Below are 22,064 nucleotides of genomic sequence, written 5' to 3'. Positions count from 1 at the left end.
CCTCCGAAACGTCCTGCAACCGCAAAAAATCGGCTGGCAGAAGCCAGACGGCTATTGTTTATTCGGGATATATTTCGTATATTTGTACGATATTTTAAAGACGACAGATGAGTACCGAATTAGAAAACGTAAAAAAGCAAGAAGAAGAATATTCCGCTTCGAATATCCAGGTTCTCGAAGGGCTTGAGGCGGTGCGCAAGCGCCCCGCCATGTATATCGGCGACATAGGCGAGAAGGGCCTGCACCATCTGGTCTACGAGGTGGTCGACAACTCGATCGACGAGGCGCTGGCGGGCTATTGCACCGACATCGACGTGACGATCAACGAGGACAACTCCATCACCGTACGCGACAACGGCCGCGGCATCCCGACCGACTACCACGAAAAGGAGGGCAAATCGGCACTCGAAGTCGTGCTTACGGTTCTCCATGCGGGCGGTAAGTTCGACAAGGGCAGCTACAAGGTTTCGGGCGGCCTGCACGGCGTGGGCGTATCGTGCGTGAACGCGCTTTCGACGCTGCTGATCGCCGAGATCCGCAGCCGCGACGGGAAAATATACCGCCAGACGTACAGCAAGGGCGCTCCCACCTCGCAGGTCGAGGTCATCGGCGAATGCTCCGACCGCGGCACCACCATCACGTTCAAACCCGACGAGAGCATCTTCACGCTCACGACGGAATACAAATACGACATCCTGGCCAACCGCCTGCGCGAACTGGCGTTCCTGAACAAGGGCATCCGCCTGAACCTCTACGACAAGCGCAAGGACGACGAAGGCAAGACCCGCGAAGACCACTTCTATTCGGAAGAGGGCCTCAAGGAGTTCGTCCAGTACCTCGATGCCACGCGCGGCACGCCGATCATCGACCAGATCATCTACCTCGACACCGAAAGGAACGGTGTCCCGGTCGAGGTGGCCATGCAGTACAACGACTCGTTCTCGGAGAACGTGCACTCCTATGTTAATAACATCAACACCATCGAGGGCGGTACGCACCTGACGGGCTTCCGCCGCGCGCTGACCCGCACGCTCAAGAAATACGCCGAGGATTCGGGCATGCTCGCCAAGCTGAAGTTCGACATCAACGGCGACGACTTCCGCGAGGGCCTCACGGCCGTGGTTTCGGTGAAGGTGCAGGAGCCGCAGTTCGAGGGCCAGACCAAGACCAAACTGGGCAACGACGAGGTCTCGGCCGCCGTAGATCAGGCGATGTCTGCCGCCCTGGGCCACTACCTGGAGGAGAACCCCAAGGATGCCAAGGCCATCGTGCAGAAAGTCATCCTGGCCGCGACGGCACGCCACGCGGCACGCCACGCCCGAGAGATGGTGCAGCGCAAGACCGTGCTTTCGGGAGCCGGGCTCCCTGGCAAACTGGCCGACTGTTCGAGCCGCGACCGTTCGATCGCCGAAATCTTCTTCGTCGAGGGTGACTCGGCAGGCGGCACGGCCAAATCGGGCCGCGACCGTAATTTCCAGGCCATCATGCCGCTGCGCGGTAAGATCCTGAACATCGAAAAGGCGCAGGAGCACCGCATGTGGGAGAACGAGGAGATCAAGAACATGTTCACGGCGCTGGGTGTGACGATCGGCACCGAGGAGGACAGCAAGGCGCTCAACCTGGAGAAACTCCGCTACGACAAGATCATCATCATGACCGATGCCGACGTCGACGGCAGCCACATCGCGACGCTGATGCTGACGTTCTTCTTCCGCAAGATGAAGGAGCTGATCGAGAACGGCCACGTCTACATCGCCACCCCGCCCCTCTACCTCGTGAAGAAAGGCAAGCAGGAGCGCTATTGCTGGACGGAGAAGGAACGCGACACCATCACCGCCGAATTCGGCAAGGGGGCGCACGTGCAGCGTTACAAAGGTCTCGGCGAGATGAACGCCCACCAGCTGTGGGAAACGACGATGAACCCCGACACGCGCATCCTGCGCCAGGTGAACATCGAAAACGCTGCCGAGGCAGACCGCATCTTCTCGATGCTGATGGGTGACGAAGTGCCGCCCCGACGCGAATTCATCGAGAAAAACGCGCATTACGCAAATATCGACGCATAATGAAAAGGAAAAGGATTGCCCTTGCGAAAGGTGCGATCCTTTTCTTTATATAACCGATATTACAGACTGACACTATGAAAGTTACCGTAATCGGAGTCGCCGGAGGAACCGGCTCGGGAAAGTCCACGCTCGTCAAACGCCTGCAAGAGGCCTTCGTAGGCGACGACGTCGTGACGCTCTGCCACGACTACTATTACAAGGCGCACCCCGAGCTGACCTACGAGGAACGCACGAAACTCAATTACGACCATCCGCAGGCGTTCGACACGCAGATGCTGGTCGACCACATCAAGGCGCTGAAGGACAACGTCCCCATCGAGCACCCGGTCTACTCGTTCGTCGACCACGACCGTACGGCGGAAACCGTGTGCGTGAAGCCTTCGAAGGTAATCATCGTCGACGGCATCCTGATCTTCGAAAACAAGGAGCTGCGCGACATGATGGACATCAAGGTCTATGTGGACACGGACGCCGACATACGCCTGGCGCGCCGTATCCTGCGCGACGTCTGCGAGCGCGGGCGTACGATGCAGTCGGTCATCACGCAATACACCTCGACCGTGAAGCCCATGCACGACGAGTTCGTCGAACCCTCGAAGCGCTACGCCGATGTCATCATCCCCGAGGGCGGTTTCAACTCGGTGGCCGTGGCGATGCTGATCCAGAACATCAGTTCGCTGATCGCGCGTAACGAGTAGCCGGACAACCGGGTGACCGAAAGGCCCGAGAACGGCATTATGGGAAAGGAGATAACAGGACGGGACTCCGAGGAATTTACGGATATCCTGCAACGAAAACCCCGGCGCAAAGAGATTGCGCCGGGGTTTTATTTCGGAATCGGAATCCAAGCCGCAGCCGCTTTGCACCCTAAGGCTACGATCAGCTGCGACTTGCCGGCTGCGGCAGCCAACCGTCACTGCACATGGGTACCCGGGGCCAAACAAAACAGAAAGCACCCGCCTGCCGCGGAACCGAATGCCGGAAGGAAGGAACACGCCGGGGCGGAAAAGGCTACTCGCCCCGCCGGGAGATGTCGAAGCTGAAATTTTGCCCGTCCTTTGTTCCCATGGCGCTCTCCTGCCAGCGGTTGTTCACCGCATCCCACTCCGAAAAAATAGCTATATGGTCGTACTCGAACGGCAGGATCACCTTCCCGTTATTGGCGACGATCCCGAAGCGTTTACACCCCGTGGCATCGGAGATGGAGGCCGCCGCGTGCCCGTATTTTCCTCCGTCCTGCAAATCGCCCACCCGGAACGGCAGCACAGTTTCCCCGTTGGGGCCGATCAGCGTATAGGTATATTCGCCGTCCTGCTCCATGCCGACCCATGTGTTGGCAAAGCGGAAGCCCGAAGCCATGTCGAACTGACAGGGGATTACCTCCTTCCCGCTGCGGTCGATATAGCCGTAGGCCAATTTCCCGCCCGCAACAACCTTGCTCACTACGGCCCGGTCGCCCAGGAACTCCTCGGCACTGTAAAAGTTGCACGGCACGACCTGTCGCCCCGACTTGTCGATGAACCCCCATTTGACATAGTATTTTCCCTGAATGCCGACCGGGGCCAGCCCGTCCTGCGCGAAATCCCGGGCGTCGTCGAACTGCACAGGAATAACGATTCTGCCATCCGGGGCGATATACCCGAACTTCCCGCGGAATTCGTACGCATCCCGAAACGTAATCCCCGCCACGTTTTCCTTCTCGACATAGGCACCAACACCCACGCGGGCGAGCCCGTTGGAAAAATCGCTGCAATAGTCGTAACCGATGCTGCGTACATAGCCCAGCGTATCGGCGAGCGAGAATTCCCGTTCGGCGGCCGTGCCGGTGCGGGCCACACAGACCCCGTCACGGACACCGCCCAAGCGCTCCCACTCCAGCGGCACGACCACACGCCCCGAGCGGTCGATCAGGCCGTAGAGCATCCTGCCGTCCCGGACTTTCCGCCCGACCACGGCATGGCCGTTGCCGAAATCCGCGGCATCGTCATAGGCCGGCGGCACCACCACCTGCCCGAGGGTATCGGCATAGCCGTATTTCCCGTTGGATTCCATACGCGAATCGGGAATACGGAACCCGCCCTTATTGACCCTTATAAGTCCGTCGACCGCAGGCCACACCACATCGTATTTCGCATCGAGCCGCCGCGCCACCTCCGGGCTTTGCGCCACGACATGTCCGGTAAAAATCACTCCGCCCAGCAAAGTCGCCACGGACATGATGCGATGCTTGATCATATGCCTGTTATCTTTTTGATTTCGTTGAGTTTATTAAGCGCCTCGATGGGTGTCAGCGAATTGATGTCCAGCCCCTTGATCTGGTCGCGGATCTGCACCAGCACCGGATCGTCCAGCTGGAACATCGACAACTGCATGTTCTGCGGGGCACCGGCCTCGGCGGCCTCCCTGACCGACGGCGACGGTTTCTTGCCGCGGCTTTTGAGGCTGCGGCTCGGTACGATTTCGTTGTTGCCATAGACCAATTCGAGGTTGCGCAGGATCTCGTCGGCACGCGACACCACCGACATCGGCATGCCGGCCATGCGCGCCACGTGGATACCGAACGAGTGTTCCGTGCCGCCGCGTTCGAGCTTGCGCAGGAAGACGATCTGGTTGCCCATCTCCTTGACGCTCACGTGGTAGTTCTTCACGCGGGGGCACATCTGCTCCATTTCGTTCAGCTCGTGGTAGTGTGTGGCGAAGAGCGTTTTGGCGTGCGCCGTCGGGTGGTTGTGCAGGTACTCGACCATCGCCCAGGCGATGGAAATACCGTCGTAGGTACTCGTGCCGCGGCCGATTTCGTCCAGCAGGACGATGCTGCGGTCGGAGATGTTATTGAGGATGCTGGCCGATTCGAGCATCTCGACCATGAAGGTCGATTCGCCCTGCGAGATGTTGTCCGACGCCCCGACGCGCGTGAATATCTTGTCCACCACACCGATATGCGCAGACTTGGCGGGAACGAAGGATCCCATCTGCGCCATCAGGATGATGAGCGCCGTCTGCCGCAGCAGGGCCGACTTACCCGACATGTTGGGGCCGGTGATCATCATGATCTGCTGTTCCTTGTCGTCGAGCAACACGTCGTTGGGAATATACTCCTCCCCTACGGGCATGAGCGTCTCGATGACGGGATGGCGTCCCTGGCGGATGTCGATGCGCTTGCCGTCGTCGAGCACGGGGCGGACATAGCGGCGTTCGCAGGCGATGCGGGCGAAGGATTGCAGGCAGTCGACACGCGCCACGACAGCGGCGTCGCGCAGCAGCACGGAGAGCGAACGGCTTATGTGGGCGATGATGTCGGCATAGATGCGCTGTTCGATCACCAGCATCTTCTCCTCGGCCCCGAGGATCTTCTCTTCGTATTCCTTCAGCTCCTCGGTGATGTAGCGTTCGGCATTGGCAAGGGTTTGCTTGCGGATCCAGCTCTGGGGAACCTTGTCCTTATGGGCGTTGCGCACTTCGATATAGTAGCCGAAGACGTTGTTGTAGCTGATCTTGAGCGACGGGATGCCCGTCGTCTCGCTCTCGCGCTGCTGGATGCGTGCCAGGTAATCCTTGCCGTGGAGCGCAATGCGGCGCAGGTCGTCCAGCTCGGGATCCACGCCGTCTGCGATGACGCCGCCCTTCTGAATCTGGTTGTTGAGCGGATCGGGGTATATCTCCCGCGCGATGCGGTCGCGCACGTCGGTCATCAGGTCGATCTGCGCCGCCAGCGCATGCAATCGGTCGTCGTCCGTGGATTCGAGCGCCGCCTTGAGCAATTCGACCGCAAAGAGCGAATTCTTGAGCTGCACCAGTTCCCGGGGCGTCACCCGCGCCGCGGCGATACGCGACGCGATACGCTCCATGTCGCCCACCAGCGCCACCTGCTCGCGCACGGTGTCGGCCAGGTCGGCATCCTCGACGAAATGTCCGACTACGTCCAGCCGTTCGTTGATCTGCACGGTATCCTTGACGGGCATGGCGATCCAACGTTTGAGCAGGCGGCCGCCCATGGGGGTGAGCGTGCGGTCGATGACATCGGCGAAGCTGCACTTCTCGCACCCCCCGTTCGACGAGAACAGCTCGAGGTTGCGGATCGTGAATTTGTCGACCCACACGTAGTCGTCCTGGTCGATACGCGAAATCGAACGGATATGGGCGATGTCGCGGTGCTCGGTGAATTCGAGGTAGTAGAGGATGGCGCCGGCGGCGGATATGCCGCTGGTGAAATGGTCGACGCCGAAGCCCTTGAGCGACGTGGTCATGAACTGCTTGCAGAGTTTTTCACGGTTGACCTCCTCCGAGAAGACCCATTCGTCGAGCCGGTAGGTGTAATGTTTCGACCCGAAAGCGGCAGAGAAGCGGTCTTCGTAACCGCGCTGGTAGATGATCTCCTTGGGTGCGAGGTTCGAAATGAGCTTGTCGACGTAGTTGTCGGAGCCTTCGGCCACGTAGAACTCGCCCGTCGAAATGTCGAGGAACGCCACACCGGTCGTCTGCCGGCCGAAGTAGACCGAAGCGAGGAAGGCGTTTTCCTTGTTGGCCAGGATATTGTCACCCAGCACGATGCCCGGGGTGACCAGCTCGATCACGCCGCGCTTGACCAGCCCCCTGACGAGCTTCGGGTCTTCGAGTTGTTCGCAAATGGCTACGCGCTCGCCCGCCCGTACCAGCTTGGGCAGGTAGGTGTCGATGGCATGGTAGGGAAACCCGGCCAGTTCGACGTAGGTTGCCGATCCGTTGGCCCGCCGCGTGAGCGTAATGCCGAGGATGCCGCTGGCCTTGATCGCGTCCTCGCCGAATGTCTCGTAAAAGTCCCCTACCCGGAAGAGCAGGATGGCATCGGGATGCACCGCCTTGATCGAATAATATTGCTTCATCAGCGGTGTCTCGACGTATTTTTTGTCTATTTTTTTCTCTGCGTTCACAATAAAAAATTGTATGTAATTTCCATACAAAGATAACAGAATTTGGTTCTCAAACCAAGCCGGGAATGGAAATTATTTTTGTTTTTTTTGCTACGCAAAGATACTCTATTTTACAGAATTTCATTCATTTCGAATACTTTTCGGTAAAATTCGGCCTTCCACTCCACAGGCCGCGGATAGGCCCGCGACGAGGAGGGCATACGCCACAGCCGCATGTTCCGCCCGGCATATTCGAACCCGATGCTCTGGCCTACGGCCGGTTCGTCGCACCCCGTGATCGCACGCAGCGTATCGGTGGCTTTCTGGCCGGTAGTGACGAGGGTGCGGCAGGCCGGGATACGCGCCAGCAGGGAGGCGAGATCCACCTCGCGCACGACTTGAAGAAAATTATCCGACGCATTGTCTTTCAGCCGGATGACTTCGACCGCCGTGTCGTAGAGTGCGATCCCGCGGCAGCGGCAGAAGGCCTCGATGCGCTCCTTGTCGAATTTCCGGCCGCCGGGCATCAGGAAATGCGACTTGTCGCCCGTGGCAAGGTAGCCCACGATCCGCCACATGTCGTTTTGCAGGTTCGGGTAGAAGAAATCCATCGACCAGCGGATGCGCTTGGGCGGGAAGCTGCCCAGCATCAGCACCCGGGCGTTGGCCGGCAGGAAAGGTTCGAGGGGATGCAGTTCGCTATTCATAGAACTTCTTGTCGAAATTTACGAGGTACAGTTTATCGGTGGCGCGCGTCAGCGCCGTGTAGAGCCAGCGGAGCATGTCGCGCGTCATGGGCTCGTCGCCGAACAGACAGCGGTCGACGAAAACGGCCTTCCACTGCCCGCCCTGGGCCTTATGGCACGTCACGGCATAGGAGAATTTCACCTGGAGCGCGTTGAAATGCGGGTTCTCGCGGATCTCCTTGAAGCGCTTGATTTTACTTTTGACGTCGAGGTAGTCCTTCTCGACCTCGTAGAAAAGGCGCGAGGACTCCTCGCGGGTCAGCGACGGGGATTCCGAGGCGATCGTGTCGAGCAGGATCCTGCATTCGATCTCCGTATCCTCGTAGTCGGGGAATTCGAGCACGACGTCGGCGAAACGGAAACCGTAGAAATCCTCGTAGCGCCGCAGCCGTTTGAGCCGCGCGATGTCGCCGTTGGCGATAAAGTGCATCGGGCAGTTTTCGGTGTGCCCGGTATAATAATAGTTGTTCTTCACGACCATCAGCATGTCATTGCTCTCGATCTCCTCCTCGGCATAGAGCACGTTGCGGCGGATGCCCTCGTTGTAACGGTTGGCACGCTTGTTCGAACGGGTGATGACGATGGTTTCGTCGCGGCCGTACCGGGCGTAACAATCCTGCAGCTTTTCGAGGAACTCCCCGCCTTCGACCGCCTCGATGTCGGGGAAGCCCATTTCGAAATGCGGGATTTCGTGGATGCCGTTCTCGAGCATGCACCGCACGAGCGTGGCATTGAAAAGAATCCCCGACTCGGCCTCCTGGCGCACCACGTCATCCATCGTGGCGTACTCGACATCGCCGAAACGGGCGAGCGACGCGGCGTCGAGCGCCGGGCTGCGATCCGCCCCGACGGGCGGCAGCTGGGCGCTGTCGCCGACGAGCACCAGGCGGCAGTCACGGCCGCTGCGGACGTATTGCACGAGGTCTTCGAGCAGCGACCCGGAACCGAAAAGCGCCCCGCCGCCCGGGCTGTCGGAGAGCATCGAGGCCTCGTCGACGATGAATACCGCCCCCTTCTCGGCGTTGAAGTTGAGCGAATATTTCGATTCGTAATCGGCATTGGTGCGCTGTCGGTATATCCGCTTGTGAATGGTAAAAGCCTTTTCCTGAGCGTATTGGGCGAGGACTTTGGCCGCACGGCCCGTCGGGGCGAGCAGGATGGGTTTGATATTCAAATCCTTAAGCGCCCCCACGAGTGCCGCAATCAGCGTCGTTTTGCCCGTGCCGGCATACCCGTTCAGCACGAAAATCCGCGAAAAATCGTCACCTGCAAGGTATTCGGACAATTTTTCTATGATTTTTTTTTGCCCAAGAGTTGTTTCAAAACAAATTTTAGCGTAAATTTGGGTCGCAATACGTGTGCTGAACATGCGTGTGTTTTATTTTGTACAAAATTACAAACAAATATTAGATTAGCTTAAAAAATGAAAAAAATCGCTCAAATCATTCTTGCTGTAGCTATCGTGGCGCTGGTCTACGTTATCTACGACCAGATCTCGACCCCGATCAAGTTCGATGACGAGTTGAAGGCCAAGAAAGCCCAGGTCATCGACCGCATCAAGGACATCCGTACGGCACAGCGCGCATTCAAGTCGAAGTACCAGCGTTTCACGGGCAGTTTCGACACGCTGGCGAATTTCATCCTGCAGGATACGCTCGAACTCGAGCGCAAGATCGTCGACGAGGATGACTCCGTAGCCATGGCACAGCTGAAGAAGATGGGCAAAAAGAACGTCGAGAAGTTCAAGATCGCCGTGATCGATACGATCTTCTCGCCCAAGCGCCTTTCGAAACAGGACGTTGAGCAGCTGCGTTACATCCCCGGCACCGATGACAAGGCCCAGTACATCATGGAGGCAGGCATCATCACCACCGAGTCGAAGGTCGTGATCCCGATCGTGGAGTGCCGCGCACCCTACAAGATGTTCCTCGACACGGTGGCTTACCGCCAGGAGATCATCAACCTGATCGACGACGAGGAGAACAACTTCAACCGCTACCCCGGCGTCAAGTTCGGTTCAATGGAAGCTGGTAACAATGAAGCAGGTAACTGGGAGTAACACTCCGCAAGCTACAAATAAGGTGTCCATTCAGCTTACGTTGGATGGACACTCTTTTTCGGCGCACGGCCTCGACGGGGAATTTCCGGGGGAGGAACCCGTGGAGGCGGAGCTGCTGACGGCACGGACGATGCTCGTCCCGGAGGAGGTGCTCGGCACCGGGGACGCCGGGACGCTGCTCGCGGCAAACGGCATGGCTCCCGCCGCGGAAGAGCGCGCCGTATGCAGCCTCCCCGTGCAGGGAATCGTCGCCGTAATGGCTGCGCACCGGGAGGCGTTGCGGCAGGCGGAGGAGAAGCTGGGAGACCGCATCCTCTACACCACCCCGCTGCTCCGGGAGGTGCAGGCCGGAACACCGACCGTATGGGCATACCGCACGGCGGGACTCCTATATATTAAGGTGTACGACGGCAGCCTCCGCTTCGCGGGGGTGATCCCCGCACCGGACACGGCGGACGTATGCTACTTCACGGAACGGCTCGAAAAGGAGTTCGCGCTCAAAAGCTGCGAACTCAGGATTTCCGGCGACGACGCCAAGGCGTGCGGCAAGCTGCTGAAAGGTTATTTCAAACGGATCGTATGCGAATAGTCAGCGGAAAATACAAGGGGCGGGCCATCAACCCGCCGCGCAACCTGCGGGCACGCCCGACGACCGATTTCGCCAAGGAAAACCTGTTCAACGTACTGGGTAACCTGGTGGATTTCGAGCAGTGCGACGTGCTCGACCTCTTTGCCGGGACGGGGTCGATAAGCTACGAGTTCGCCTCGCGCGGAGCACGGAGCGTCACATCGGTGGAGATCAACCCGGTGCATTACAACTTTATCCGGCAGACGGCGGCACAGCTCGGCATCGGCAACCTCTATCCCGTGAAGGCCAATGCGTTCCTCTACCTGAAGAGCTGCACCAAGCAGTTCGACGTGATTTTTTCGGACGCCCCCTACGACCTGGAGGGCAGCGAACAGGTGGTGAAACTGGTGCTGGAGGGCAACCTGCTGCGCCCGGAGGGGATTTTCATCTTCGAACATTCGAAAAAAATGGATTTCTCGGCCTGCGAGGAGTTCTGGCAATTAAGGAGTTACGGAAGCGTACAATTTTCTTTCTTCAAAAAGCCGTAAAAGCGCTTGCCGTTTTGAAAAATTACACTATCTTTGCACTCGCAATAGACCAAACGGTGCGTTAGTTCAGCTGGTTAGAATACGTGCCTGTCACGCACGGGGTCAGGGGTTCGAGTCCCCTACGCACCGCCAGCAAACCGGAGAGGAAATCTCTGGAGATAAAAAACAGGAAACGAGGCAGTTTACGACTGCCTCGTTTTTCGTTTCCCCGCATCGCATGGCGGTGCGGACGGGGAAAGGCAAGGCAGATAAGGGTATGTCGACGAGCATAAGGGAGGGGGTACGCCTGCCGGAACAAGGGGGAGGGCTCACGCCGGAAAGAAAGTCCCCAAGGACACCTACCCTACGGTTCCGGGAAAGGGAAACAATAGGATGCTCCGGAGAATCCGCCCGGCGACCCCGGAAAGGAAAAACATCCGCCGGCTCCGGAGCATCCATCCACATCCCCGGCGGGAGGCGGGGAAGCACCGGACAGGCCGGGAGGGGGCAGGGAACAGCACACCTGCCGGGAGGCACGCATCCGGCGGCGGCACAGCCGGACACGGCAGGCAAACGGCAAAAAAAATATCACGGAATTATTTGCAGGTTTTAGAAAATATAGTATCTTTGCACTCGCAATACCAAAATGGTGCGTTAGTTCAGCTGGTTAGAATACGTGCCTGTCACGCACGGGGTCAGGGGTTCGAGTCCCCTACGCACCGCCAGCAAACCGGAGAGGAAATCTTTGGAGATAAAAAACAGGAAACGAGGCAGTTTACGACTGCCTCGTTTTTCGTTTCCCCGCATCGCATGGCGGTACGGATGGGGAAAGGAGAAGCAGATAAGGGTACATCGGCGAGCATAAGGGTACGCTGCCGGAACGTGAGGGTCAGCCGGCAGCCTGCCTGCCGTGCAAAACCGGAACCCGGAATGAAACTTTCGGGGAGGCTCCGACGTATTTATGAACAAGCAAATACAATTCCGCATGAAATACGATTTCGATGAAATAATCCCGCGCCGCGGGACGAACGCGATCAAATGGGATATGGATACCGATCCCGAGGTGCTGCCCATGTGGGTGGCCGACATGGACTTCCGCACGGCACCCGCTGTCGCAGCCGCCTTGAAGCGGCGGGTGCAACACGACATTTTCGGGTATGCGACGGCTCCGAAAGCCTACTACGATGCGATTACGGGGTGGTTCCGCCTCCGCCACGGCTGGCAGATACGGCCGGAATGGGTGCTCCATACGACAGGCGTCATCCCCGCCCTGTCGGCCGTCATCAAGGCCCTGACGCAACCGGGCGACAAAGTCCTGATCCAGACGCCGGTCTACAACCATTTCTTCACCTCGATCCACAACAGCGGATGCCAGGCGGCCGAAAGCCCGCTGGTATACCGCGACAACACCTACACGATCGACTTCGACGACCTGGAGCGTAAAGCCGCCGACCCGGCCGTGAAGCTGATGCTGCTGTGCAACCCGCACAACCCTGCCGGACGGGTCTGGACGCCCGCGGAGCTACACCGCATCGGGGAGCTGTGCCTGCGCCACGACGTCGTGGTCGTAGCCGACGAGATACACTGCGAGCTGGTGATGCCGGGATTCCGCTATACGCCGTTCGCCTCGCTCTGCGAGGAGTTCGAACGCCGCTCGGTAACCTGCACCTCGCCGAGCAAGGCATTCAACCTCGCGGGGTTGCAGGTCGCCAACATCTTTGCGGCGGATGCGGCCCTGAGGGCAAGGATCGGGCACTCGCTCCAGATCAACGAAACCGGGGAGATCGGCCCCCTGGCCATCGAAGCGCTGATCGCAGCCTACGACGAAGGCGCCGAATGGCTCGATGCGCTCAACGAATACCTGCATGGCAACTACCGCTTCCTGCGGGAGTATTTCGACCGCAACCTGCCGCAGTACCCGGTGCTGCCGCTGGAGGGGACATATCTGGTGTGGGTCGACTGCCGGGCATCGGGGCTTACGTCCGACGAGCTGGAGACGAAGCTGCTCGAAGAGGCGAAACTGCGCATAAACCCCGGGTCGATATACGGCGAGGCCGGCCGGGATTTCATCCGCCTGAACATCGCCTGCCCGCGGAAATTGCTGGCCGAGGGGCTCGACAGGCTGCGAAAGGTGCTGAAACGATAGTTCGAGAACTCCATTCCGGCATCGTGCATTCAAAAAAAACACAACGGTGTCAAAACTTGTCATTATACCTTCCGACCTTTGCACCGACTAAACACAACTGCTATGGGACGGGCAAGAGAAAATTTCAACAGCGTCTATTTTAAGGACGAAACAGGCGTACAAATGTCGTTTGCAAACGGAAGCTATGCCAACAAGCTGCGCTTCATTTTCTGGAACCTGATGGACTCGCACGTGCTGAAATTGGAAGGGCCGGCATGCGATTTCACGATCGAGGCGTGGGCAAAACGCGCCTATCTGGTGCAGGAAGACCGCAGGACGCATGAAGTAAAACGCTATGAAATAATGAACTGCACATACCGGGAGCTATCCGGGAAAATATCGAAGAAACACTCCCCCGAAGAGACGCCGTCCTGTTAAAACAGCGTATGCTGCGTGCTGCGGAGGCTTTTCACCGGCCGCTCCTTCACCACATCACCGTCGCAAAGATGCCCGATCATCAGCGGCGAGCGGGGATCGTGCCTGCGGCGGTTATACTCCGCCGTACCGTAATTGCCCCGGATGGCATAGCAATAGACACAGCCGTTCAGACAGCTTTCATAGGTGCCGATGTCGATGCTCTCGACGCAATTGCAGATATGGCGCTGGTTCGCATCCTTCTTCGCCGCGATCGGATAGCCCGCAATGCGTTCGACCAGCCCGCGGTCGATGCACATGCCGGCCGGGATGCCCAGGTGCCGAAGGTCGACCTTTGCGGTGCAGGTATTCAATGCGATCGGCGTCGAGGCCGCCGTCCGGCGGAACGACACGGCCATCCGCTGGATTTCGTCCCGCTGCAAGGGCCCGATACCGAGCGCCCCGAGGACACCGCGGATATGGCGGTAATGGTCGATGAAGCCCAGCATGCAGGTCGTCGTATGATCCCGCAGGGCATGGGCGATCCGGGCGAAGGCCTCGCAGTGGAAATCCACGTCGCAGGCCGCATTGGTGAGAATCGGGTCATAGCGCCACACCACCCTGTCGCGCCCTACCTTATCCGAGAGGCGTTTGAAGGTCTCGATCCGCTTTTCGAGCGGCGGCAAGTGCTTTTCCAGGTCGGCACCGTAGGGATTGAGCGTATACTGGAAATAATAGTTGTAACCCGACAACTCCCCGAGCCGCGGCAGCATCGGCACCGGGTTCTTCGTCCAGAATACGATGCAGTCCACGACGTCGCGCCCGAGGCTGATGCGGCTGAGCGCCCTGGGGTTGAACGGATTAGGTACAAGGAGGTAACCCTCCCGCAGGCGGTTGAAAAACCACGGCGCATAGAAAGCCGGAATATCCGTCCGGCGGCTGGCACTGATGATCATATCGGTAAAACGGGTTTTCCGTCAGTTCTATTTTGTCCGGGAGTACGTTATCCGTATCCGGGAAGCCGTCTCCCGGCCGGATGCGCGCCGCCTTTATCCGGAAGCCGCGCTCCCCGGGCGGCAGCACGCCGCAGCACAGCGTGGTCAGGATTTCCGGCGGCCGCTGTGCAGGATGACGATCATGACGGCGGCGACGATCAGCAGGATGCCCGCAGCGCCCTGCGCCGTAAAGCGTTCGCCGAAGACCGCGACGCCGATGACCACGGCCGTAAGCGGCTCCATGGCCCCGAAAACCGAGGTCAGCGTCGGCCCGATGCGTTTGATGGCCTGCACCAGCGTCATGTTCGACACGGCCGTGGCCGGAAGCGCCACCCCGAGGATGCAGAGCCACGCCGTGCCGTCCGTCTCGATGCGGATACCGCCCGTAAAGAGGCCGCCGGCAATGAAATACAAAGCCCCCAGCCCCATCACGTAACAGGTCAGCACCGTGGAGTCGATCCCCACGGCACGGCTCTTGCGCACGCCGACGATATAACCGCCGTAGGAGACGACCGAAACGGCGGCCGAGACCATGCCCAGCGTGGTATTCCCCCGGGTGAAATCGACGTTGCCCAGCGAGAGGAGCACGGCGCCGACGATGGACATGCCGATGGCCGCAAAGACCCATACGGAGCCTTTTTCGCGGAAGAAGCACATCATGGCCAAGGCGACGGCCAGCGGATACATGAAATGGATGGTCGACGCGACGCCGCTGGCGATATGCTGGTAGGCGATGACCAGGCTCAGCGACGTGGCGGCGCGGAAAAGGCTCAGGAAGAATACTGTCCGCAATTCCGGCCATGAGAGGCGGAAACTGCGCCCGGCGAGCAGCGCCAGGGCACAGAGAAACACCGACGCGACACCCCAACGGTAGGACAGCACCTCGAACGAAGAGTAGCCCAGGCCGAGCAGCAGCAGTGTGAAGAGCGGCGCCAGCCCGAAGGTCGACGACGACAGGGCCGCGTAGAGAATACCTTTGGCACGTTCCATAAAACCGGGATTTCAGGAGGCAAATGTAGGAAATATTGCCGGTTTACACGAAATTTTTTGCAATTTTGCAGCGACTATGGATAACAAGATGGACAACCAGGAAGAAATACGGCTCCGGCTCGTCCGCCCCGACACCTCGACCCGCACGGAACTTCCCGTGGCGACGAGCGGCGTCTCGGCGGGTTTTCCCTCGCCGGCCGACGACCACCTCGACCCGCCCCTCGACCTGAACCGGGAGCTGGTCCGCAATCCGGGTGCGACATTCTTCGCTCGGGTCGCGGGCGACAGCATGCAGGACGACGGCATCGCCGACGGCGACCTGCTGGTCGTGGACAAGTCGCTGGAGGCCTACGACGGCTGTGTCGCCGTATGTTTCCTCGACGGGGAATTCACCCTCAAACGCCTGCGGATGGGACAGGGCAAGATCGTCCTCGTGCCCGCGAACAAGCGCTACAAACCGATCGAGATCGGCCAGGAGAGCGATTTCACGGTATGGGGCGTGGTGACGTACGCCATCAAAAAGGTCTGAAGCGGCCGCCGAAACGCCGCAACTACCTCACCCCTAGCAATATCCCAGCGAGGGAGCGGCAACGCCCAGGGAGAGGGCGACGGACGACATGCAACACGAAAAAACGATGTACGGACTTTGCGACTGCAATAATTTCTTCGCCTCGTGCGAGCGGGTCTTCCGCCCCGAACTGGAAGGGCTGCCCGTGGTCGTGCTGTCGAACAACGACGGCTGCGTGATCGCGCGCTCGAACGAGGCCAAGGCGCTCGGCATCCGCATGGGACACCCCTATTTCCAGATCCGCGACCTCGAAAAACGGCATAATGTAGCCGTCTTTTCGAGTAATTTCAACCTCTACGGCGACATGTCGCGGCGCGTGATCTGGACGCTCCGCCGCATGGTTCCTGCCGCCGAGGTATACTCCATCGACGAGGCGTTCCTCGACTTGCGGGGCATCGAAACCGGACGACTGGAGGAGTTGGGACGGCACATCAGCCGCACGGTACGCCGCAATACGGGCATCCCCGTGAGCATCGGCATCGCCCCGACCAAAACGCTGGCCAAGATCGCGTCGAAACTCTGCAAGGAGTACCCCAAGTTGCAGGGCGCCTGCCTGATGTACCGTCCGCAGGACATCGAAAAGGTACTGCGCAAATTCCCGATAGAGGATGTCTGGGGCATCGGGCGCAAGCACCGGCGCATGTTGCAGGCCGCCAACGTACGTACGGCATGGGACTTCGTGCAGCGTCCCGAGGCATGGATACGCGGCCGCATGGGGGTCACGGGGCTGCGCACATGGAAAGAGCTTCAGGGCGAGGCGTGCATCGACTTCGAGAGCGCCCCGCCGGCCAAACAGCAGATCACCGTCTCGCGCAGCTTCGCGCACGAGCTGACCCAATACGAGGAGATACACACCTCGGTGGCGGCGTTCGTCTCGATGGCCGCCGAGAAACTGCGCCGCCAGCAAAGCCTCTGCGGCGAGGTGACGGTCTACATCCTCACCAACCGCCACCGCGAGGAGCTGCCCCAGTATTTCGAAAGCCAGACCGTGCGCCCCGTGGTGCCGACCGACGACACGCTGGAGCTGGTGCCGCTGGCGGCAAAGGCCCTGCAACGCATATTCCGCAAAGGCTACGGCTACAAGAAAGCCGGGATTACGCTTTCGGACATTTCGTCGCGCACGGGGCTGCAAACCGACCTGTTCGACCCCGTGGATCGTGCCAGGCACGCCCGGCTGATGGACGCCATGGACGCGACCAACCGCACCTACGGCCGCAACAGGGTCGTGGTGGCGGCACAGGGGTTCGCCCCGCTGAAGATGAACCGCCAGCACCTCTCGCAGGAATATACGACCGACTGGAAACAGATCATCACCGTAAAAGCAGACTGAAACGACCAACCATGAATAGCAAGACCTATCCCCGCACGAACGACCGGCAGACGGTCTACCTGAACACGGTCATCGGCAACCCGATGATCGAGGTCGGGGACTACACGATCTACAACGATTTCGTGAACGACCCGACGCAATTCGAAAAGAACAACGTCCTGTACCACTACCCCGTCAACGGCGACCGGCTGGTGATCGGCAAGTTCTGTTCGATAGCGTGCGGCGCCAAGTTCCTGTTCAACAGTGCCAACCACACGCTGGGATCGCTGGCCAACTATACGTTCCCGCTCTTTTTCGAGGAGTGGGGGCTGGACAGGAAGGATGTCGCCGCGGCGTGGGACAACAAAGGCGACATCGTAATCGGGAACGACGTATGGATCGGGTACGAAGCGGTCGTCATGGCCGGTGTGAGGATCGGCGACGGCGCGGTGATCGCGGCGCGGGCGGTCGTCACCAGGGATGTCCCGCCCTACACCATCGTCGGCGGCGTGCCGGCCAGGGAGATCCGCAGGCGTTTCGACGCGGACACCGTAGCCAGGTTGCAGGAACTGCGATGGTGGGACTGGCCCATCGGGAAAATCCGCGAAAATCTGCCCCATATCATGCAGGGCGAGATCGGGAAACTCACCGAAGAATAGGCTTTGCACGCGGCAACGGCCTAAAACACAGCGACCTGTCCACAGCCGGAAGGCAGCCTGTCCACGGACGGAAGGCAACCAATCCACGGCCGAAAGGCAATCTGTCCTCGGCCGGGAGCGTTTCGTCGCAGCGGATTTTCAGAACCCTTCGGCGCCGAGGCCCCGTATCGCCCCTGGCCGGGATTACGCCCGAACGGCACGACACCCCGCTGTGAGGCGGGGTGTCTTACAATCGTATCGGAATCGGAAATGCCCTTACGGAGGCGGCGGGCGCAATGCGACGGCAAGTCCGGCGCAGGCTCAAAACCGCTTGGTATAGGCGTGGCAGTACGGCTGCGTACCCTTGCGCTCGTAGTATCGCTGGTGGTAATCCTCGGCGGGCCAGAAACGGCCCGCAGGGGTGACTTGCGTCACGACGTCGTAGCCTTTGCGCCGCAACTCGGCGATGAGCCTCTCGGCCGTCGCCTGCTGGGCGGGCGAGGTGTAGAATATCTCGGAACGGTACTGGTCGCCGAGGTCGGGGCCCTGCCCGTTTTCCTGGGTCGGGTCGTGGATTTCGAAGAACAGGCGTGCCAGCGTCTCGTAGGACACCTTTGCAGGATCGAATACCACACGTACGGCTTCGGCATGTCCCGTACGGTGGCTGCATACCTCTTCATAGGTGGGATTTTCGGTCGTGCCGCCGATGTAGCCCGACTCGACCTTCAGGACTCCGGGCACTTTCCAAAGCATATATTCCACGCCCCAGAAACAACCTCCGGCAAAGATCGCCGTCGCGCCACGCTCCGCGGCCTGCCCTGCGGGCGGCATCCCGTCCCCCGGCCGGGCGGCGGCCGACGTCGAGTCAGCCCCGGACGCCTGAGCGCCGGGACTCCCGAATTGGGTTCCGGGCTGCTGCGTCTGCTTTTCGGGCTGCGAGGCAGTCCGGCCTTCGGATTCCGGGGAGGAAACCGCGGGTTTTACGGCCGTTTCGGCCCCGGAGGAAGCTTCCCCTCCGGGTTCGAACACGAGCGAGACGGAGTTGACGCAGTGGCGCGTATTTTTGGGCGTAAAGCCTTCGCCCGTAAAGACATGTCCCAGGTGTCCGCCGCAGCGGGCACAAGTGATTTCGGTACGCCGGCCGTCGGCATCCGTCGTGCGCCTCACGGCACCGGGGATTTCGTCGTCGAAACTCGGCCAGCCGCACCCGGCATCGAACTTGTCCTGCGAACGGTACAGCGGCGCACCGCACTGGCGGCAACGGTAAACCCCCTCTCCGCGATGCTTGTAATAACGGCCCGAAAAAGGCGCTTCGGTACCCTTGTCGACGATCACACGTCTTTCTTCCGGTGTCAACGGCTTCATATCCTGTGCTTTTACGGCCCCGGCAAGCGCCAGGCCAATGATCAGAACCAACAATCTCATACGGCTCTCCCGTCAAATATTACGCCACGACCCCCTCGCCGCGCAGGAATATGCGGCTGATGAGCGGCGTGGTATAGGCATAGGGCATGAACGCCACCGAAGGCATCGGCACCGTGAGGAAGAAATTGGCGACCTTGCCGACCGTGACGGAGCCGTAGTCACGGCTAAGCCCCATGGCGTAGGCCCCGTTGAGCGTCGCGGCATTGATGGCCTCGGCAGGGGTCATCCGCATACGGATGCATGCCAGCGACACGACCATGCGCATGTTGCCCGAGGGCGACGAACCGGGATTGTAGTCCGAAGCCAGCGCCACGCCCAGCCCGGCATTTATCATTTCGCGGGCCGGCGGATAGCTCATCCCGAGGAAGAATGCCGCGCCGGGCAGCATCGTCGGCGAGGTCACCGTGCCGTGCAGGGCGTCGATCTCGGGCCCACCCATGCGTTCGAGGTGGTCGACCGACAGGGCGTCGTACTCCACGCCCACTTGCACGCCGCCCGAGACGGCGAGTTCGTTGGCGTGGATCTTGGCGCGCATGCCCAGCTTGCGCCCGGCCTTCATGATGCGTGCCGTCTGCTCCACGGTGAAGAACCCTTCGTCGCAGAACACGTCGACGAAATCGGCCAGCCCTTCGGCCGCCACCGCAGGCAGCATTTCGTTGCAGACCAGATCGACATACTCCTCCTGCCGTCCTACGTAGGCGCGCGGCACGGCATGCGCCCCGAGGAACGTGGCGCGCACAGCCAGCGGCGCCGTCTCGCGGATGCGCCGGATGACGCGCAGCATCTTCAGCTCGTCGGCCGTAGTCAGCCCGTAGCCGCTCTTGATCTCCACGGCACCCGTCCCCATGGCGGCGATCTCGCGGATACGCCCCATCGCCTGGCGGTAGAGCTCCTCTTCGGAGGTGCGGTGCAGCAGGTCGGCGGAATTGAGGATGCCCCCGCCGCGGCGGGCGATCTGCTCGTAGGTCAGGCCGTTGATCTTGTCGAGGAACTCCTGTTCGCGGCTCCCGGCATAGACCAGGTGCGTATGCGAATCGCAGAACGACGGGAAAAGCATCCCGCCCCCGGCGTCGACCACCTCGTCCGCGGCCATCTCGCCCAGCGAATCCATGCTCCCGAAGGCTGCGATACGCCCGTCGTCGGAGAGCAGCCAGGCATCGTCGAACGTCTCCAGCCGATCCATCTCCCCGCCGCACAGGCGGAGGCGGCCGGCGGTCTCGATCCCGACGATCGTACCGATGTTCTTTACCAGCAGCCTCATAGTGTCCGGAGGAATTGGATGGAGGATTCGATATGGGGGTACATCACCGAGTCGTTGTCGATGAACGGCACCCGCTTGCGGTACTCGGCGACCATATGTTCGATCGCTGCGGAGGAACGCGCCGGACGGCGGAAGTCGAGCGCCTGCGCGGCATTGAACAGCTCGATGGCCAACACCCGCTCGGTGTTGAGCACCACGCGGTAGAGTTTGGTGGCGGCGTTGGAGCCCATGCTCACATGGTCTTCCTGCCCCTGCGACGAGGGGATCGAGTCGACCGAGGCGGGCATGCACAGCCCTTTGGACTGGCTGACGATCGACGCCGCGGTGTATTGCGGGATCATGAAACCGCTGTTCAGCCCCGGGTTGGCGACCAGGAACTTCGGAAGTTCCCGGGCGCCCGAAATCAGTTTATAGGTGCGCCGCTCGGAGATGTTGCCCAGCTCGGCGAGGGCTATGGCGAGGAAATCCATCGCCAGCGCGATAGGCTGGCCGTGGAAATTCCCCGCCGAGACGACCATGTCCTCGTCGGGGAAGACCGTCGGGTTGTCGGTGGTGCTGTTGATCTCGGTCGTCAGTACGCTCTCGACATAGTCGATGGTGTCCTTCGAAGCCCCGTGCACCTGGGGGATGCAGCGGAACGAATAGGGATCCTGTACGTGTTTCTTGGGGCGTGCGGCCAGCTGGCTGCCTTCCAACAGGCGCCGGATGTTCCGTGCCGTGGCGAGCTGTCCGCGGTGGGCGCGGATCAGGTGCACCTCGTCGCAGAAAGGCTCGATGCGCCCGTCGAAAGCGTCGAGCGACAGCGCCCCGATGCGGTCGGCCCACTCGCTCAGGCGGCGGGACTGGATCAAAGCCCAGACGCCGTAGGCGCTCATGAACTGCGTGCCGTTGAGCAGCGCCAACCCCTCCTTGGACTGGAGCTCGATCGGCTGCCACCCCAGCTCGGAGAGCACGCCGGCAGCCGGGCGCACAGCCCCCTTGTATTCCACTTCGCCCAGCCCCAGCAGCGGCAGGCTCATGTGCGCCAGCGGCGCCAGGTCGCCCGATGCGCCCAGCGAACCCTGCTGGTAGACCACGGGCAGGAGGTCGTTGTTGAAAAAGTCGATCAGCCGCTCCACGGTCGCAAGCTGCACGCCCGAATGGCCGTAGGAGAGCGACTGGATCTTGAGCAGCAGGATCAGCTTCACGACCTCGGAAGGCACCCGCTCGCCGGTACCGCAGGCATGCGACATCACGAGGTTCTTCTGCAACTGCGCCAGCTCGTCGTAGCCCACCGAAATGTCGCACAGCGAACCGAATCCGGTGGTGATGCCGTAGACCGGCCGCTCGGGGTTTTCCATCTTGCGGTCGAGGTATTCGCGGCAGCGGACGATGCGAGTCCGGGCATCGTCGCTCAGTGCCAGGGGAAGGTGCCGTTCGAGGATTTCACGGATGCGGGCAAGGGAAAGGTGCTCCGCGGAGATATGGTGATGTTCCATGTGAAG

19 protein-coding genes and 2 tRNA genes are annotated in these 22,064 nt (G+C 60.4%); 12 read left to right on the top strand and 9 right to left on the bottom strand.

The genetic code is table 11. The features are described from left to right. Positions 1–107 precede the first annotated feature (107 nt). Entirely contained in the window at positions 108–2,066 is a 1,959-nt protein-coding gene (gene gyrB / locus B3C38_RS10430) for a DNA topoisomerase (ATP-hydrolyzing) subunit B (RefSeq protein WP_286727028.1), read from the top strand. A 74-nt stretch (positions 2,067–2,140) separates the two neighbouring features. Further along, positions 2,141–2,764, top strand: a complete 624-nt coding sequence (udk, locus tag B3C38_RS10425; RefSeq protein ID WP_022333162.1) for a uridine kinase — start codon at positions 2,141–2,143, stop codon at positions 2,762–2,764. 313 nt (positions 2,765–3,077) lie between these two features. On the opposite strand, the gene B3C38_RS10420 is transcribed toward udk, so the two are convergent. From B3C38_RS10420 to B3C38_RS10405, 4 genes are all read right to left on the bottom strand, one after another. Next, the gene (locus B3C38_RS10420; protein WP_286727027.1) at positions 3,078–4,301 is read right to left on the bottom strand and encodes a WG repeat-containing protein; all 1,224 of its coding nucleotides are present in this window, start codon (positions 4,299–4,301) and stop codon (positions 3,078–3,080) included. Next, entirely contained in the window at positions 4,298–6,928 is a 2,631-nt protein-coding gene (gene mutS, locus B3C38_RS10415; protein WP_286727296.1) for a DNA mismatch repair protein MutS, read from the bottom strand. Before mutS ends, B3C38_RS10420 begins: the two co-directional genes overlap by 4 nt. A gap of 158 nt (positions 6,929–7,086) precedes the next feature. Further along, the gene (locus B3C38_RS10410) at positions 7,087–7,662 is read right to left on the bottom strand and encodes a uracil-DNA glycosylase family protein (protein ID WP_055201817.1); all 576 of its coding nucleotides are present in this window, start codon (positions 7,660–7,662) and stop codon (positions 7,087–7,089) included. Beyond that, positions 7,655–9,070: an ATP-dependent DNA helicase gene (locus B3C38_RS10405; protein WP_130064904.1), complete on the bottom strand. Its 1,416-nt coding sequence runs from the start codon at positions 9,068–9,070 to the stop codon at positions 7,655–7,657. Before B3C38_RS10405 ends, B3C38_RS10410 begins: the two co-directional genes overlap by 8 nt. 54 nt (positions 9,071–9,124) lie before the next feature. Between B3C38_RS10405 and B3C38_RS10400 the strand changes: the two genes are divergently transcribed. From B3C38_RS10400 to B3C38_RS10370, 7 genes are all read left to right on the top strand, one after another. Continuing rightward, positions 9,125–9,760, top strand: coding sequence for a hypothetical protein (locus B3C38_RS10400; RefSeq protein ID WP_055210209.1), 636 nt, complete (start codon positions 9,125–9,127; stop codon positions 9,758–9,760). Between the two features lie 22 nt (positions 9,761–9,782). Next, a complete protein-coding gene (locus B3C38_RS10395) occupies positions 9,783–10,349 on the top strand; it encodes a hypothetical protein (RefSeq protein ID WP_278735208.1) in 567 nt (188 codons plus the stop codon). Continuing rightward, positions 10,340–10,876 (top strand): RsmD family RNA methyltransferase, encoded by a 537-nt coding sequence (locus B3C38_RS10390; RefSeq protein ID WP_018696062.1) that lies wholly within the window; start codon positions 10,340–10,342, stop codon positions 10,874–10,876. The genes B3C38_RS10395 and B3C38_RS10390 overlap by 10 nt, the downstream gene beginning before the upstream one ends. A 55-nt stretch (positions 10,877–10,931) precedes the next feature. Further along, positions 10,932–11,008, top strand: a tRNA-Asp gene (locus B3C38_RS10385). 495 nt (positions 11,009–11,503) lie between these two features. Further along, positions 11,504–11,580 (top strand) — tRNA-Asp (locus B3C38_RS10380). Positions 11,581–11,840: 260 nt separating this feature from the next. Beyond that, positions 11,841–13,001, top strand: a complete 1,161-nt coding sequence (locus B3C38_RS10375; RefSeq protein ID WP_286727026.1) for a MalY/PatB family protein — start codon at positions 11,841–11,843, stop codon at positions 12,999–13,001. 102 nt (positions 13,002–13,103) lie between these two features. Continuing rightward, positions 13,104–13,418: a hypothetical protein gene (locus B3C38_RS10370; RefSeq protein WP_130064907.1), complete on the top strand. Its 315-nt coding sequence runs from the start codon at positions 13,104–13,106 to the stop codon at positions 13,416–13,418. On the opposite strand, the gene B3C38_RS10365 is transcribed toward B3C38_RS10370, so the two are convergent. Then, positions 13,415–14,350 (bottom strand): DUF1848 domain-containing protein, encoded by a 936-nt coding sequence (locus tag B3C38_RS10365; protein ID WP_286727023.1) that lies wholly within the window; start codon positions 14,348–14,350, stop codon positions 13,415–13,417. The genes B3C38_RS10370 and B3C38_RS10365 overlap by 4 nt on opposite strands. Positions 14,351–14,494: 144 nt before the next feature. Beyond that, a complete protein-coding gene (locus B3C38_RS10360) occupies positions 14,495–15,379 on the bottom strand; it encodes a DMT family transporter (protein ID WP_286727022.1) in 885 nt (294 codons plus the stop codon). Between the two features lie 76 nt (positions 15,380–15,455). On the opposite strand from B3C38_RS10360, the gene B3C38_RS10355 reads away from it, so the two are divergent. From B3C38_RS10355 to B3C38_RS10345, 3 genes are all read left to right on the top strand, one after another. Beyond that, complete coding sequence (locus B3C38_RS10355) at positions 15,456–15,908, top strand: LexA family protein (RefSeq protein ID WP_022333149.1); 453 nt, start codon at positions 15,456–15,458, stop codon at positions 15,906–15,908. 106 nt (positions 15,909–16,014) lie between these two features. Beyond that, a complete protein-coding gene (locus B3C38_RS10350) occupies positions 16,015–17,277 on the top strand; it encodes a Y-family DNA polymerase (protein ID WP_022333148.1) in 1,263 nt (420 codons plus the stop codon). Positions 17,278–17,288: 11 nt separating this feature from the next. Next, on the top strand, positions 17,289–17,915 hold the full coding sequence (locus tag B3C38_RS10345; protein ID WP_022333147.1) for a CatB-related O-acetyltransferase: 627 nt from the start codon (positions 17,289–17,291) through the stop codon (positions 17,913–17,915). 300 nt (positions 17,916–18,215) lie between these two features. Here the strand turns inward: B3C38_RS10345 and B3C38_RS10340 are convergent, their stop codons facing one another. The 3 genes from B3C38_RS10340 to hutH form a co-directional block, all read right to left on the bottom strand. Continuing rightward, entirely contained in the window at positions 18,216–19,259 is a 1,044-nt protein-coding gene (locus tag B3C38_RS10340) for a bifunctional methionine sulfoxide reductase B/A protein (protein ID WP_055201802.1), read from the bottom strand. 79 nt (positions 19,260–19,338) lie between these two features. Beyond that, a complete protein-coding gene (hutI, locus tag B3C38_RS10335) occupies positions 19,339–20,580 on the bottom strand; it encodes an imidazolonepropionase (RefSeq protein ID WP_141405599.1) in 1,242 nt (413 codons plus the stop codon). After that, positions 20,577–22,058, bottom strand: coding sequence for a histidine ammonia-lyase (hutH, locus tag B3C38_RS10330; RefSeq protein ID WP_141405598.1), 1,482 nt, complete (start codon positions 22,056–22,058; stop codon positions 20,577–20,579). The genes hutI and hutH overlap by 4 nt, the downstream gene beginning before the upstream one ends. Positions 22,059–22,064 lie beyond the last annotated feature (6 nt).

Source organism: Alistipes sp. UBA1686 (assembly GCF_002320215.1).
GTDB lineage: Bacteria > Bacteroidota > Bacteroidia > Bacteroidales > Rikenellaceae > Alistipes > Alistipes onderdonkii.
The sequence above is the reverse complement of the archived record's forward strand: the minus strand, read 5'-3'. Positions and strand labels throughout refer to the sequence as shown.